Source organism: Streptomyces sp. NPDC001770 (assembly GCF_053596135.1).
In genome coordinates this window covers 19,368-33,677 of sequence record NZ_JBSFFN010000058.1, presented here as the reverse complement: position 1 = coordinate 33,677, position 14,310 = coordinate 19,368, and the positions used below count along the sequence as shown (strand labels likewise).

Below are 14,310 nucleotides of genomic sequence, written 5' to 3'. Positions count from 1 at the left end.
GCACCACGCGGAGTGCCATGCCTTCTCCGTATCCCTTGCGGGCGAGCATGCCCGCGAGGCGGCGCAACCGCTTGTCCCGGTCGAGCCCTGGGGCCGGCCGCCGGAAGGAGAGACGGGGCCGGCCGCCGCCCGGGAACGCCGAACGCCCGGCCGGTGACCCCGGCCGGGCGTTCTCGTACGGTCTGTCGCCGGGTCAGCCCCGGGCGCGCAGCTGCTCGTAGTAGGCCTGGCAGTCCTCGAAGGAGGGCAGCAGGCCCTGTGCCTCGGCCTCGGCCAGCGTGGGGGCGGCGGCGTCCTTGTCGGAGAGCAGCGGGGTGATGCCCTCGGGCCACTCGATGCCCAGCTCCGGGTCGAGCGGGTTGATCCCGTGCTCGCGGCCGGGGGCGTACCCCTCGGAGCAGAGGTACACCACGGTGGCGTCGTCGGTCAGCGCCATGAAGGCGTGGCCGAGGCCCTCGGAGAGGTACACCGCGTGGTGGTCCACGTCGTCGAGGCGGACGGCCTCCCACTGCTTGTACGTGGGGGAGCCGACCCGGATGTCCACGATCACGTCGAGCACCGCGCCGCGCACGCACTTGACGTACTTGGCCTGGCTCGGCGGGACGTCGGCGAAGTGGATGCCGCGCAGGGTGCCCCGGCTCGACACCGAGCAGTTGGCCTGGGCGAGCTGGAGCCCGTGGCCGGCCGCCTCGGTGAAGTCGGCCGCCTTGAACCACTCGTGGAAGCTACCCCGGCTGTCGGGGAAGACCTTGGGCTCCTGGACCCAGGCTCCGGCGATGTCGAGCTGCCGCATCTGATTCACGTTCCTGTTCTTTTCGCTTCTCTTGTACTTCGGTTTCCCCGGCGAGGCTGTGAGCCGGCCGTCCGGTACGGGACGGCCGGCTGTCAGCCGGCCACCTTCGCGGCGAGCCCACGCGCCTTCTTGCGGGCCTTGGCGGGCAGCCGGCGGACGATCGGTCCGCCCACGGTCCGCAGCGCGCCGCGCACGGTCGCCTTGCGGCGGGCGGAGGCCATCGCGCTCAGCATGGCGGGGCTCACCTCGGCCAGGTCCGACACGAGGACGATCTTCCCGCCCCGCTCCACCCGCACGTCGGCGAGCGGCACGGCGGCGCTCTTGGCGCCGTCGAGGCGGACCGAGAGCTTCCACTCACCCGGCGGCACGTCCGCGGCCTTGGCGGGCACCGACACGTGGGCGCGGCCCTGGACCGGGCGGAGTGTCGTCGGAAGCACCCGGTCGGTGCCGCCGGCGGCGGTCAGCACCAGTTCGGCCTTGGAGGCCGCCGTGGAGGTCGTCGTGACGATGTCCAGGCGCAGTTCCGTCTTGCTGCCGGGGGTGCGCAGGACCGGGCGGCCCTCCAGGTACACGGCCAGCTTCTTGGCGCGCCGTGCCACGTCCAGCGTGAGGTTGCCGTGCGGGTCGGTGAAGTACGGGATGACCGCGCGGGCGGGCGAGCCCAGCGAGGCGGGCAGGCAGTCCGCGTCGACCGACGGGTCGCGGTCGGCGCCGAGCCGGGCCTTGCGGACCACGCCGAGGCCGCGCAGCGGCACCCAGATGTCCCAGAAACCGCGCGAGACGCGGCCGCGGTTCTTGACGCCCTCCGAGGTGACGTGGCCGTGGCCGGTCAGGACGACCTCGAAGACGCCTTCGGAGATCTCCTTGACCTCCGAGGTGAACTTGGCGGGGCAGGGCCACTCGACGGCCGTCTCGCGGTTGCGCAGCGAGATCTCCGCCATGTAGCCGTCTAGGTCGTCCTCGACGTCCAGCAGCTCTCCGGTCGGCAGCAGGTCCGCCGTGAGGTCGGGGTGCAGGTGGAGGCGGCCGTCGCGGCGCACCAGGGTCACGGGCGCCTGGTCGTCGCCGTGCACGAGCCGGCCGGTGATGTCGACCCGGATGCGGCCGTCCGGCTGCCACTCGAACTTCTCCAGGCGGGCTGCCGCCTTGATGGAGCCGGCGAGCCGGGCGATACGGACCAGCCCCTCGCGGTCGTCGTTGCGCAGCAGCGTGGAGCGGAGCCGCTGGATCGGGCCGAGCCCGTCGTGCACGCCGTCGTGCATGAAGTCGCGTGCCAGGGGCTGGACGGCGTCGATCATCTCGTCGCGGTACTCCGGCGCGTATTTCTGCACGGCGGGTTCACTGAGACGCGACAACATCTCCACACGGTAGAAGCGGCGCAGCAGGAGGTCGCGGAATTCACCCGGCTCGGTGTTCTCCACGACGACGTCGAGGACCTCGCGGAGGTTTCCGTAATAGCCCGAGGGGATGAGCTTCGCGGAGCCCGCGTTCTGACCGTCGTCGCGCCGCGAGTAGTAGTAGCAGGTGTAGTTCCCGAGGATGGAGACGACCTTCGCCGGGAAGTACGCCTGCATCATGTAGAGCTGGTCCTCAAGGCGGCGCTTGCCCTCGGGATAGGCGATCGAGTTCTCGCGGAGGAACTCCGTCCGGAACATCTTGTGCGGCGTCAGGGAGTCGTAGAGCGGTGCGTCGCGCAGGGTGCACTTCTCCCGGTTGGCCTTGAAGACACCGTGCGGAACGCCGCGGAAGTTGCTGGCCACCTTGCCGATGACGATGTCGGAACCGTTGCGGTGCCCCATGTTGTAGAGGCGCAGCAGGGCCTCGGACGCCAGATAGTCGTCCTGGTCGAGGAACTGTACGTATTCGCCCTTGGCCTCCGCCACGCCGATATTGCGAGGCTTGCCCGGCCACCCGGAATTGGGGATGGTGATCACGCGGAAGTGCGGGTGCTCAGTGGCGAGCTTTTCGAGGCGCTCGCGTGTGTCATCGGTCGAGCCGTCATTGACGAACAGCACTTCGAATTCGCTCGCGGGCAGGGTCTGACGCAGCAACGAGTCGATGGCGGGGTCGATGTACTTTCCCGGGTTGTACACCGGAATGATGACGCTGACTTTGACTGACACAACTGTGTCCCATCTCTTGTGGGAACCCTGAACGCGAAGGCGGTGTCGGGATCGGAGACCGATTGAGGGCGAGGGTCGCCGCCCGGAAGCACCATAGCGGTTGTGGTGCATCGAACAGTTCGGTCCGGGCGGGATGTCATGTACGGTGCACCAGAGGTGTGGGGTCGAGCAGGGGCTCCAGCGAGGCCAAGTGGTGTACGCAACAACGGCCTTGCACTGTTGCGGCGTTGCTCTCCCGCAAGCCTCGCGTGCCGGTCGGGAAGCCGGTTCGCCGCTTCTTCGGTTAGAGGTGCCGTCATCACTCGTACGCGTAACGCCGTCGGCCGGATCAAATGGTCCCACGGATCGGTCGCCGACTGCTTCAAGGGCCGGAACAACAGTCTCGGATTCATCCGGCTGTGTCTGGCTTCCGCCGTCGTCGTCTCGCACGCCAGCGTGCTGGGATTCGGGGACAAGGAGTTCGGTCACTGGTTCAGCCACGGGCAGACCGACCTAGGCAAGCTCTCCGTCTACGGCTTCTTCGTGCTGTCGGGCATTCTCGTGACCCGCAGTGGCAACCGGCTCCCGCTGGGGCGCTACCTCTGGCACCGCGCTCTGCGCCTGCTGCCCGGCCTCTGGGTCTGCCTCGCCGTCACCGCCTTTGTCATCGCCCCCTTCCTCTACTGGCGCCAACAGGGAAGTCTGGACGGTTTCTGGGGCCACGACAGGGGGCCGCTCGACTACATGGAGTCGAACTGGGCGATCGCCCCCCGCCAGAACGACGTCTCCGGGGTCATCGCCCACTCCGCGGGTTCCGGCCTGGCACACAGCCCCAGCATCGACGCCGCGCTCTGGTCGCTGCGCTACGAGGTGCTCTGCTACTTCGGCGTCGCCCTGCTCGCCCTGACCGGCGTGCTCGCCCGCGCCCGCCGCGTCGTGCTCCTGGTGGCCGTGGTCCTCGGCTTCTTCGTGATCAACCCGGCCCTGGCCACCCCGCACTGGGCGGGATTCTCCGACTCGTCGTACGCCACGAGCTTCGAGATCTTCCCCGTGATGGGCAAGTTCGACCCCGACATCCTCATCTATCTCGGTTTCGCGTTCGCCATCGGCGCCGTGATCGAGATGTACCGGGAGCGCATCCCGGTCAGCGACCCGCTGGGCATCCTCTCGGCCGTCCTGCTCCTCGGCAGCATCCACTACGGGTACCTCTTCGTCGTCGGCATCCCCGCCTTCGCCTACCTGCTGCTCTGGCTCGCGATCCGGCTCCCCGGGCCGTTCCGCCGCATCGGGGCCCGCAACGACCTCTCGTACGGCGTCTACATCTACGGGTTCGCGGTCCAGCAGTCGCTGACCGCCGTCGGCTTCGCGCGCTGGGGATTCTGGCCCTACCTCGCGATGTCGCTCGGCGGGACGCTGGCGGTCGCGGCGCTCTCCTGGCACCTGATCGAGAAGCCCGCGATGCGGCTCAAGGACATCGGCCGCAAGCCGGCCGCCCGCACCGCCCCTCCGGCCGCCCAGCCCGCTCCCCCCGGGGAGACGGAGAGCCCGGCCGAGGACTCCGGCCAGGACCGGACGCTCGCGGAGAGCGGCACCCGCACGGGCTGACGCCCCGCACGCACGCACCGGAACGCCCCGGCCGCCCCGGGCACCGCCGATCACCGACGGCGCCCGCCGCGGCCGGGGCGTTCTCGTGCGCCGCCCGCCCGCAGCCCCGGGGGCCGCCGTTACCACTCCGTGTCCAGGAGACGGAACAGCGGTGCGTCCGGCGCCCGGACTGGCATACATTCGCCCCTGTGACATCGGTAGCGGAGACAGTGGCAAGACAACAGGTGACCGAGGCCCGCAGGATCGTCGTCAAGGTGGGCTCCTCCTCGCTCACCACCGCGGTGGGCGGACTCGACGCCGACCGGGTCGACGCCCTCGTGGACGTCCTCGCCAAGGTCCGCAGCGGCGGGGAGCGGGAGATCGTCCTCGTCTCCAGCGGCGCGATCGCCGCCGGGCTGGCCCCGCTGGGCCTGCACCGCAGACCGAAGGACCTCGCCCGCCAGCAGGCGGCGGCCAGCGTCGGCCAGGGGCTGCTGGTGGCCCGCTACACGGCCTCCTTCGCCCGCTACGGCGTACGCGTCGGCCAGGTCCTGCTGACGACCGACGACACCAGCCGCCGCGCCCACTACCGCAACGCCTACCGCACCCTCGACCAGCTCCTCGACATGGGCGCCCTGCCCGTCGTCAACGAGAACGACACCGTCGCCACGGACGAGATCCGCTTCGGCGACAACGACCGCCTGGCAGCGCTCGTCGCCCACCTCGTCCACGCCGACCTGCTCGTCCTCCTCTCCGACGTGGACGGGGTCTACGACGGCGACCCCAGCACGCCCGGTACCTCGCGGATCGCCGAGATCGCCGGCCCGCAGGACCTGGCCGGCGTCACGATCGGCAGCGCGGGCAAGGCCGGTGTCGGAACCGGCGGCATGGTCACCAAGGTGGAGGCGGCCCGGATCGCCACCGCCGCCGGCATCCCCGTCGTCCTCACCTCCGCCTGGCACGCCGCCGACGCCCTCGCCGGACGGGACACCGGGACCTACTTCCATCCCACCGGCCGCCGCTCCGCCGACCGCCTCCTCTGGCTGGCCCACGCCTCGGCCCCGCAGGGCGCGCTCGTCCTCGACGAAGGAGCCGTACGGGCCGTCGTCGAACGCCGCACCTCCCTGCTGCCCGCGGGCATCAGCGCCGTGGACGGCGACTTCACCGCCGGAGACCCCGTCGAACTCCGCGACCCCGCGGGGCGGGCCGTCGCACGCGGCCTCGTCAACTTCGACGCCAGGGAGATCCCCCAGCTGCTCGGCCGCTCCACGCACGATCTGGCCCGCGAACTCGGACCCGCGTACGAACGTGAGGTCGTACACAGGGACGACCTCGTCGTTCTCATGCCCCCCTCGACGCCCCGAATCGGCTGAAACTCCGCACTCCTGACGGAGAGCTTCACCAAAACCGCCCCACGCCCGCCCTCGGGCTGGTCAACTTTGTAGCGGGGGTACGCAGGGGAACAGCACAGCAACACATCCACAGGAGGCCGCCGGTGAGACGAGCGCGCCCGGGGGCGCCGCCCCGAGGAGCGGGCACCCGCGCACTGACCAGCGTGGGAGCGGGAACCGGCTTCGACCGGAGTCCGCCCGCCGACCGCACGTCCGACCGGGCCGAGGACCGCACCACCGGCCACGACCCGGTAGCCGCGAAGGGGGAGGCCACGCAGTCCCGGCTGTGGCACATCACGCTCTGCGTGTCCGGGACGGAGACCCCACTGGGGGAGGTCAGACGCGGGCTGGAACAACTCGCCCACGACCACCCCTTCCTGCTGACCAGCCGGTACGCGAACGACCACGCGGAGATCCGGTACTGGGAAGAGGCCCGGGACCTGCACGACGCGGCGGCCGTCGCCCTGAGGCTCTGGGGCGAGCACCGCTCCACCGCCCAGCTGCCGCCGTGGGAGATCGTCGGCCTCGAAGTCATCGACCGGGAGACCTACCACCAGCGCGTCGCCGAGGGGTACGGCCCGCCGCCCGCCGCACCGGTCGGCGTGCACCCCTACTGACCCCGGAGGCGGGAGCGCGCCCACGACCCCGGTGGTGGGAGCGCGTGTCCGGCCCGCTGCCGCCCCCGGGCGGTCCCAAACGTCCCGCACACGAAACCCGCTCCCGCCCCCCGGGCGGTCTCCGGACGTCTCGCATCACGAAATACCGGCCGGACCACCACAGCCCGCGCACTACCCTGCGGGCATGACCACGCTCACCCCGTACGACAACATGTCCCCGGTCGCGCAGGCCGCCTACCGGGCGCGCGCTGCCGCCGCCGACATCGCGCCGCTCCCGCGCGCAGCCAAGGACGACGCGCTGCTCGCCGTGGCCGACGCGCTGGAGGTGCGCGCGGGCGAAATCATCGCGGCCAACGCCGAGGACGTCGACCGCGCCCGGGCCGCGGGCACCGCCGAATCGGTCGTCGACCGGCTCACGTTGACGTCCGAGCGCATCCGCGCCATCGCCGCCGACGTGCGTCAGGTCGCCACCCTGCCCGACCCGGTCGGCGAGGTCGTGCGCGGCTCCACCCTCCCCAACGGCATCGACCTGCGCCAGGTCCGGGTGCCGCTCGGCGTGGTCGGCATCATCTACGAGGCCCGCCCCAACGTCACCGTCGACGCCGCCGTCCTCTGCCTCAAGTCCGGCAACGCCGTGCTGCTGCGCGGCTCCTCGTCCGCGTACGCCTCCAACACCGCCCTCGTGCGCGTACTGCGCGACGCGGTCGGCGGCGCCGGGCTCCCGGCCGACGCGGTGCAGCTGGTCCCGGGCGACACCCACGACTCCGTCCGCGAACTCATGCGGGCCCGGGGCCTGGTGGACGTCCTCATCCCGCGCGGAGGCGCGGGGCTGATCCGCCGGGTCGTGGAGGAATCCACCGTCCCCGTCATCGAGACCGGCACCGGCAACTGCCACGTGTACGTGGACGCGCACACCGACCTGGCCATGGCCGTCGACATCCTCGTCAACTCCAAGGCGCAGCGTCCCAGCGTCTGCAACTCCGCCGAGACGCTCCTCGTCCACCGGGACGTCGCCGACCAGTTCCTGCCCCTGGCACTGGACGCGCTGGCCGAGGCCGGGGTCACCGTGCACGGCGACGAGCGCGTCCTGACGTACGCCGAGGGGTCCAAGGCGACCGTCGTACCGGCCACTCCGGAGGACTGGGAGACGGAGTACCTCTCCTACGACATCGCCGCCGCCGTGGTGGACTCGCTGGACGCCGCCGTGGCCCACATCCGGCTCTGGTCCTCCGGCCACACCGAGGCGATCGTCACCACCTCCCAGGCCGCCGCGCGCCGGTTCACCCAGCTGGTCGATTCGACGACGGTCGCCGTCAACGCCTCCACCCGCTTCACCGACGGCGGCCAGTTCGGATTCGGCGCGGAGATCGGCATCTCCACGCAGAAGCTGCACGCCCGGGGCCCGATGGGGCTGCCGGAGCTGACCAGCACGAAGTACATCGTCACCGGCGACGGTCACACCCGGTAGCCGGCCGGGCCGTCCAGCCGGGCGCCCGGCCGGGGAGACTTCTCCGTCTCCCTGACCGGACCGCCCCTCCACGGCTACGCTGATTCCGTGGACGACGCGGGGGGCAGGCCGTTCCCGGACGGCTCGGAGCCCGACGACGACCGCGGGGGCGCGGACGAGGACTTCGCCACCGTGGTCTTCGACGAGGACTTCGTACGGGCCGCGAGGATCCACGAGCCCACCGCGGTGGAGCGGCTGGTCGCCGCCGCCGAGGCACGCGCGGAGGCCGAGGCCACCCGGTCGCGTGCGGCGGGCGCCGGCCGCGACGGCGACCCGTACGGCCACTACGGCTCCCCCGGAAACGCGTCGGGGCGCGGCGGCTCGCTCGACCCCGACGACCTCGACTACGACCCCGGCCACGGCACCGGCCGCGGCCCGTACGGACCCCACGGCGGCGCGCTGCGCCCCTACCGGGGCTCCGCGCGCTGGCACAGGCCGGTCGCCTGGCTCCTGGCGCTGGTGATGGGGATCGGGATGGTCGCGCTCGCCTTCAGTGCCGTCTACCGCGGTGCCTCGGCCGACAGCCAGGACCACGTCCCGCCCGCCACCCGCGGCGTGGACACCACCGCGGACCCGGCCGGCCCGGCGGACCTGCTGCCCTCCCTGCCGATGGGCCGTCACGCCCCGGCCGCCGCCGTCCCGCGCACGCCCTGAGCGGGCTCTCCAGCGTGGTTCCCGCGCCCGGGGCGTGTGCCGTGTCCCCCGTCCGGCCGTATCGCCCCGTAGCGCCCAGTCGTGCGAACTGTGCGGTTGGCCCCGGCCACCGCGTTTACGCGAGGGGCATTCGACCTACTCTCACTGTGTGACCCCTCTTCCGGAGGGGGCTTCTCGCTGCCCTCGGCCGCCTGGCCGGGCAGACCGTTGCGCACCGACCTCGGCCGGTGGTGTGGAGATCGGGAGAAGTCATGGCAGGCCGCGGAGATCCACCGGAAGAGCAGCCCGAGAGCCCCGCCGACGGCGAGGACGAATACCGCTCGCTCGTCTTCGACGAGTCCTTCGTCCGGGCTGCCCGACTCCAGGAGTTCTCCGCCCAGGAACGCATGGGCGAGCACGCCCGCGCCGTCCGCTCGCTGCCCCGGCGCTCCTCGCGCAGGAGCCCCGGCCTCGCCACCACGATGGTGGTGCTCGTCGCGCTCGCCTTCGCCACCGCCGTGTACATCGGCTTCCGCCAGCCGCTGCCCGCCCCCGTACCCGGCCGCGCGGAACCGCTCCAGGCCACCGTCGTGCCGCTCGCCCCGCGCGGAGCCGTACCGGGAGGGACCCCCGGCTCACTCATCGAGCACGGCCCGGCCGCGCACTTCCGCGTCGGGGCGGCCGGGATCAACCTGCCGGCGGTCCGGCGGACCGACAACTTCTCCGTCAGCCAGGTCATGGCGGCCCTGGCCACCGCCAAGGACTTCCTGGTGGAGTCCTCGCTCAACCCCGATGTCCTCGACGGTCAGGAGACCGGGACGGTCAAGGCCCTGCTCGACCCGGACCAGGCCGCCGAGTTCGACCTGAGCATGGAAGGCCCGGCCGGGGGCGGCAGGCATCCCGCGGCCGGCTGGCTGGTGCGCTTCGACCCGGCCCGCGCCGAACTCGCCGACCCCGCGATCCGGGTCTTCGGGACCCTCGCCTACTCGGAGACGGACGCGAGCCGGCTGGAGGTGGTCGCGGACCACACCTTCACCTACGCCGTGCGCCCGGCCGTCAACGGCCCCCAGCAGGCGGACGGCGCCTCCCTGTTCACCGTGCACCGGCTGCTGCACTTCCGCTTCGACCGGGACGACCTGAGGCTGCACCGGCTGGAACTGCGCACCGCGTACGTACAGGCGGGACCGGAGTCCTGCTCCTCGGGGACCGCCCCCGCGCTGCGCCCTCTGCTCGCCGGGGAGCGCGCCGACCCCGCCGGACCCGGGGGCACCGATCCGTACGCGACCGGGACCCCCGCGGGCGGGCTCTGCGGAACGCTGGAGATCAGCCCTGCGCTCGGCCAGGCCCCGCCGGCCCTGCGGGCCCCGGCGTACCCGAGGCCGGGGCTCACGTAGCGCCGGGGCTTACGCAGGCAGTACCTGGGCCCAGGTAGCGCCGGGGCCTACTCCGTACCGGCGGCCGGGTCGGGTGCGCCGCCGCGGGCGCCGCCGGTGAAGCGGTCCCGGATCCTGCCGCCCAGGTCCCCGGCACCGCCCGCGACGTCGCCGACGAGCTTCATCAGCGGGTCCTTGCTGGTGCGGACCGTGTCGGCGTAGTGCGCGGCGGACTCACGGAAGGAGTCCGTCACCGAGGTGTCCTTGTCCTCCTCGCGGCGCGGGTAGTGGCCGTCCATGATGCGCTGGTAGTCCCGGGTCTCCGCCCAGCTCTTCAGCTCGGCCGCCCGCACGGTCGTGAAGGGGTGCGAACGGGGGAGCACATTGAGGATCTTCAGCACGGAGTCGCGCAGATCGCCCGCCTTCTCGTACTCCTCGGCCTGGGCGAGGAAGGCGTCGACGTTCATCTCGTGGAGGTGATTGCCGCCGGCTATTTTCATCAGGCCCCGCATGGAGGCCCGGAGGTCCTGGCCCACCAGCAGCCCGGCACGGTCGGCCGAGAGCTCCGACTTGCGGAACCACTCGCGCAGCGCCGTCACGATGGCCAGCACCGCCACGTTGCCCAGCGGTATCCAGGCCACCTTCACCGCGAGGCCCGTCAGGAAGAGCAGCACCGTGCGGTAGACGGAGTGGCCGGACAGGGCGTGCCCCACCTCGTGGCCCACGACGGCCCGCATCTCCTCCTCGTCCAGCAGCTCCACCAGACCGGTGGTGACCACGATGATCGGCTCGTCGAGTCCGATGCACATCGCGTTGGGCTGGGGGTTCTGCGTGACGTACATCGCGGGGACCTTCTCCAGGTCCAGGATGTAGCAGGCGTCACGCAGCATGGTGTGCAGATGGGTGAACTGTTCCTCGCCCACCCGCACCGAGTCGGAGAGGTAGAGAAGCCGCAGGCTCCGCTCGGGCAGCAGGCCGCTGAGCGCCTTGAAGACGGTGTCGAACCCGGAAAGTTTGCGCAGCGCCACCAGTGCCGAGCGGTCCGTCGGGTGCTCGTACGCCCGGGAGGAGATTCCCGGGAAGCGCATGCGCCGCCTGCTGGGTTCGTTCGTACGGGTGTCGCCGGTCATCTGATCCCCCTGGTCGCTGTGGGACGCCGCCCGTCCCCCTGACACCGGTCAGCCTAGGTGCTGGCGCTACGGTGTGCGGGGGGCTGTGGACAACCAAGAGGAGCACCCGGAATGCCGCACACCGTCGCACTGCTTGCCGCCGCCGCGGACGACCAGGGACCGGGCAACACGGTGCGCATCGTGCTGCTCGTCTCGCTCGTCGGAGTGGCCCTGATGGCCTGGCTGCTCCTGCGCGGCTACCGCAACAACGACTCCAACGACTGAGTCGCCGTGAGCGTGCCCGACGGACCCGCATACGATGTGCCCGACGTCTTCCTTCCGACTCCCGATCGATAGGTCCTGCCGAAGATGAGCCTCACGAGCACCGCCCACCAGCTGGTCCTTCTCGCCTCCGAAGGCGGCGAAGGCGGCAACCACGAAAGCCTCAACCCGTACGTGACCGGCGGCGGCGCCTTCATCGCCCTGCTGCTCCTGCTCTTCGTCACCACCCGTTTCAACCGCGACCGCTGAGCGGTGACGCCGTGCCAGTAGGGTCTGCACGCATGGGAGAGCAGGAAGTGCCTACCGGCCGCGGCAAGCGCCGAATCGGCGTCATGGGCGGGACGTTCGACCCGATCCATCATGGACACCTGGTGGCGGCCAGTGAAGTGGCCGCCCAGTTCCACCTGGACGAGGTCGTGTTCGTGCCGACCGGGCAGCCGTGGCAGAAGAGCCACAAGGAGGTCTCGCCGGCCGAGGACCGCTACCTGATGACGGTCATCGCCACGGCGTCGAACCCGCAGTTCTCGGTGAGCCGCAGCGACATCGACCGCGGGGGACCGACGTACACGATCGACACCCTGCGGGACCTGCGGGACACCCACGGGGACGCGGACCTCTTCTTCATCACCGGCGCGGACGCGTTGTCCCAGATCCTCACCTGGCGAAACGCAGAGGAACTCTTCTCGCTCTCCCATTTCATCGGTGTGACCCGGCCGGGCCATGTGCTCACCGACGCGGGACTGCCCGCCGGCGGAGTCTCCCTGGTGGAGGTCCCCGCCCTGGCCATCTCGTCGACGGACTGCCGGTGGAGGGTCGCGCAGGGCGATCCGGTCTGGTATCTGGTGCCCGACGGTGTGGTCCGTTACATCGACAAACGCCAGCTGTACCGAGGCGAATGAGCCACGGAGAGGGGCACCGGTGGTGAACGACCGACAGAACCCGTACGACCCGTACGGACAACAGCCGCAGATCATCGGCTACGACGCGTACGGGCAGCCGGTGTACCAGCAGCAGCCCGAACAGCAGGGCTACGACCCGTACGCCTCCCCGCAGGACCCGTACACCTACGGGCAGCCGACGCAGAGTCAGCAGCAGGACCAGCAGAGTCAGCAGGGCCAGCAGGCGGGCTACGGCTACGACCCGTACGCCCAGCAGCCGCAGCAGCTCTACGACCCGTACACCGGCCAGCCGCAGGCACAGCCGCAGCAGGGTGAGCAGGGGTACGGCTACGGCGCCTACGGCTACGACACCGGGCAGCAGCCCGTGGTGGTCGACTCGGCGGCCCAGCAGTGGAACGTCCCGCAGCAGAACACGACGGCCCCGCAGGCCGCACCCCAGGCCGCTCCCCAGCCCCCCGCCCCGGCGGGCGCGCCTCAGCCGGAGCCCGGGGCCCGGAGCGGGCCCCAGGGGGCCGGAGTCCAGGAGCCCGGGGTTCCGGAGCAGCGCCGCTCCTCCCAGGACTACCGCACCGGGCAGTTCTCGTTCATCGAGGAGCCGGACGAGGACTCCGAGGACGTCATCGACTGGCTGGCGTTCACCGAGAGCCGCAGCGAGCGGCGCGAGGAGGCCCGGCGCAAGGGCCGCAACCGGCTGATCGGCCTGATCGTCGTCGTGGCGCTCGTCGTCGTCGCCGGGGTGGGCTACCTCTGGTCGGCCGGCAAGCTTCCCGGCTCCTCCGGCGAGGACGGCAAGGCCGCCACCGCCGGCGGCCCGCAGCAGCGCGACGTCATCGTCGTGCACCTGCACAACACCAAGGGCGGCGGCACGTCCACGGCGCTGCTGGTGGACAACGTCACCACCAAGAAGGCCACCACCGTCCTGCTGCCCAACTCCCTCGCGGTCGCCAACGACGACGGCACCTCCACCACGCTCGGTGAGTCGGTGGAGGACGACGGCAGCACCGGAACCCGCGAGGCGATCGACACCCTCCTCGGTACGAAGATCAGCGGCACCTGGCGCCTGGACACCCCGTACCTGGAGAACCTCGTCGAGCTGGTCGGCAACATCGAGGTCGACACCGACACCGACGTACCCGACACCAAGAAGGGCGCCGCGCCCCTGGTCCACAAGGGCGAGGCACAGACCCTGAGCGGCACGATGGCCGTGGCGTACGCCACGTACCAGGCCAAGGGGGAGCCGGAGGCGAAGCAGCTGACGCGGTTCGGGCAGGTGCTGCGCGGGGTGCTGCGCAAGATGTCCGAGGACCCCAAGGCGGCGACGATCACGGTGCAGACGCTGGCCCAGATCCTCGACCCGTCGCTGCCCGAGGCCGACCTCGGCGCCTCGCTCGCCAAACTCGCCGGCCACGCCAAGGTGGGGGACTACTCCACCCAGGTCCTGCCGGTGCGGGACGACGGCACCCTGAGCGACGCGGCGACCAAGAGCGTGGTGAAGGACGTCCTGGGCGGAGCGGTACGGGCCCCGGACAAGGACGCGGCGGTCCGGGTCGGTGTGAAGAACGCCTACGGGGACACGGACGCCCTCGACGCGGCGCGGGTGGTGCTGGTGAACGGCGGCTACTCCTTCGTCGACGCCGGGAAGGCGGACACCCGGTCCACCTCTCAGGTCGTCTACGGCACGGCCGACGACAAGGCCAAGGCGGTGGAGGTGGCCAAGACGCTCGGCCTGCCGGAGACCGTCGTGATCAAGGGGGAGGCCGCCGCGAACGCGGACGTCTCCGTGGTGCTCGGACAGGACTACACGTTCCAGAAGCCCTGACCCCTCCTTGCGGGCCCGACCCGTCGACCGGCCCGCAGGGGCCCTCGCGCCGAGGTGGCGCGGGGGCCCCTGCGGCGTACCGGGGGAATTCCCAGTCGGCGCTGTCGGCGGTCCGTGAGACCCTAAAGAACAGTCCCGCGATTTCTGGCGGGCACGCGACGACGGCGACGGAACCCCGCCGCTCCGTCCGCGTGCCGATCC

The 14,310-nt window shown here is 71.4% G+C and carries 13 protein-coding genes and 1 pseudogene; 10 read left to right on the top strand and 4 right to left on the bottom strand.

The window, feature by feature from the left end:
• The 3 genes and pseudogenes from ACWCSV_RS32450 to ACWCSV_RS32440 all read right to left on the bottom strand — a co-directional run.
• Positions 1-100 (bottom strand): annotated as a pseudogene (locus ACWCSV_RS32450) (recombination regulator RecX); the annotation flags it as partial.
• A 93-nt stretch (positions 101-193) separates the two neighbouring features.
• A complete protein-coding gene (gene rfbC, locus ACWCSV_RS32445) occupies positions 194-793 on the bottom strand; it encodes a dTDP-4-dehydrorhamnose 3,5-epimerase (RefSeq protein ID WP_390963312.1) in 600 nt (199 codons plus the stop codon).
• Positions 794-885: 92 nt separating this feature from the next.
• Entirely contained in the window at positions 886-2,916 is a 2,031-nt protein-coding gene (locus ACWCSV_RS32440) for a glycosyltransferase family 2 protein (protein WP_451148442.1), read from the bottom strand.
• A gap of 297 nt (positions 2,917-3,213) precedes the next feature.
• Between ACWCSV_RS32440 and ACWCSV_RS32435 the strand changes: the two genes are divergently transcribed.
• From ACWCSV_RS32435 to ACWCSV_RS32410, 6 genes are all read left to right on the top strand, one after another.
• Positions 3,214-4,500 (top strand): acyltransferase family protein, encoded by a 1,287-nt coding sequence (locus ACWCSV_RS32435; RefSeq protein ID WP_451148448.1) that lies wholly within the window; start codon positions 3,214-3,216, stop codon positions 4,498-4,500.
• 224 nt (positions 4,501-4,724) lie between these two features.
• Positions 4,725-5,852: a glutamate 5-kinase gene (gene proB, locus ACWCSV_RS32430; protein WP_451148446.1), complete on the top strand. Its 1,128-nt coding sequence runs from the start codon at positions 4,725-4,727 to the stop codon at positions 5,850-5,852.
• Positions 5,853-5,974: 122 nt separating this feature from the next.
• Positions 5,975-6,487 carry a hypothetical protein gene (locus ACWCSV_RS32425; RefSeq protein WP_451148440.1) on the top strand — a complete coding sequence of 171 codons (513 nt, stop codon included), beginning with the start codon at positions 5,975-5,977 and terminating at the stop codon, positions 6,485-6,487.
• Positions 6,488-6,671: 184 nt separating this feature from the next.
• Positions 6,672-7,955 (top strand): glutamate-5-semialdehyde dehydrogenase, encoded by a 1,284-nt coding sequence (locus tag ACWCSV_RS32420; protein ID WP_451148438.1) that lies wholly within the window; start codon positions 6,672-6,674, stop codon positions 7,953-7,955.
• 87 nt (positions 7,956-8,042) lie between these two features.
• Positions 8,043-8,648, top strand: coding sequence for an SCO2584 family spore wall biosynthesis protein (locus tag ACWCSV_RS32415; RefSeq protein WP_451148436.1), 606 nt, complete (start codon positions 8,043-8,045; stop codon positions 8,646-8,648).
• A 251-nt stretch (positions 8,649-8,899) separates the two neighbouring features.
• Positions 8,900-10,021 carry an SCO2583 family membrane protein gene (locus ACWCSV_RS32410; RefSeq protein ID WP_451148434.1) on the top strand — a complete coding sequence of 374 codons (1,122 nt, stop codon included), beginning with the start codon at positions 8,900-8,902 and terminating at the stop codon, positions 10,019-10,021.
• 47 nt (positions 10,022-10,068) lie between these two features.
• Here the strand turns inward: ACWCSV_RS32410 and ACWCSV_RS32405 are convergent, their stop codons facing one another.
• A complete protein-coding gene (locus tag ACWCSV_RS32405; RefSeq protein ID WP_451148432.1) occupies positions 10,069-11,130 on the bottom strand; it encodes a M48 family metallopeptidase in 1,062 nt (353 codons plus the stop codon).
• 111 nt (positions 11,131-11,241) lie between these two features.
• Between ACWCSV_RS32405 and ACWCSV_RS32400 the strand changes: the two genes are divergently transcribed.
• From ACWCSV_RS32400 to ACWCSV_RS32385, 4 genes are all read left to right on the top strand, one after another.
• Positions 11,242-11,394 carry a hypothetical protein gene (locus tag ACWCSV_RS32400; protein ID WP_451148430.1) on the top strand — a complete coding sequence of 51 codons (153 nt, stop codon included), beginning with the start codon at positions 11,242-11,244 and terminating at the stop codon, positions 11,392-11,394.
• An 84-nt stretch (positions 11,395-11,478) separates the two neighbouring features.
• Positions 11,479-11,640: a hypothetical protein gene (locus ACWCSV_RS32395; RefSeq protein ID WP_327175788.1), complete on the top strand. Its 162-nt coding sequence runs from the start codon at positions 11,479-11,481 to the stop codon at positions 11,638-11,640.
• Positions 11,641-11,672: 32 nt separating this feature from the next.
• Positions 11,673-12,290, top strand: coding sequence for a nicotinate-nucleotide adenylyltransferase (gene nadD / locus ACWCSV_RS32390; RefSeq protein ID WP_451148428.1), 618 nt, complete (start codon positions 11,673-11,675; stop codon positions 12,288-12,290).
• Between the two features lie 22 nt (positions 12,291-12,312).
• On the top strand, positions 12,313-14,109 hold the full coding sequence (locus ACWCSV_RS32385) for an LCP family protein (RefSeq protein ID WP_451148426.1): 1,797 nt from the start codon (positions 12,313-12,315) through the stop codon (positions 14,107-14,109).
• The last annotated feature ends 201 nt before the right edge of the window (positions 14,110-14,310 follow it).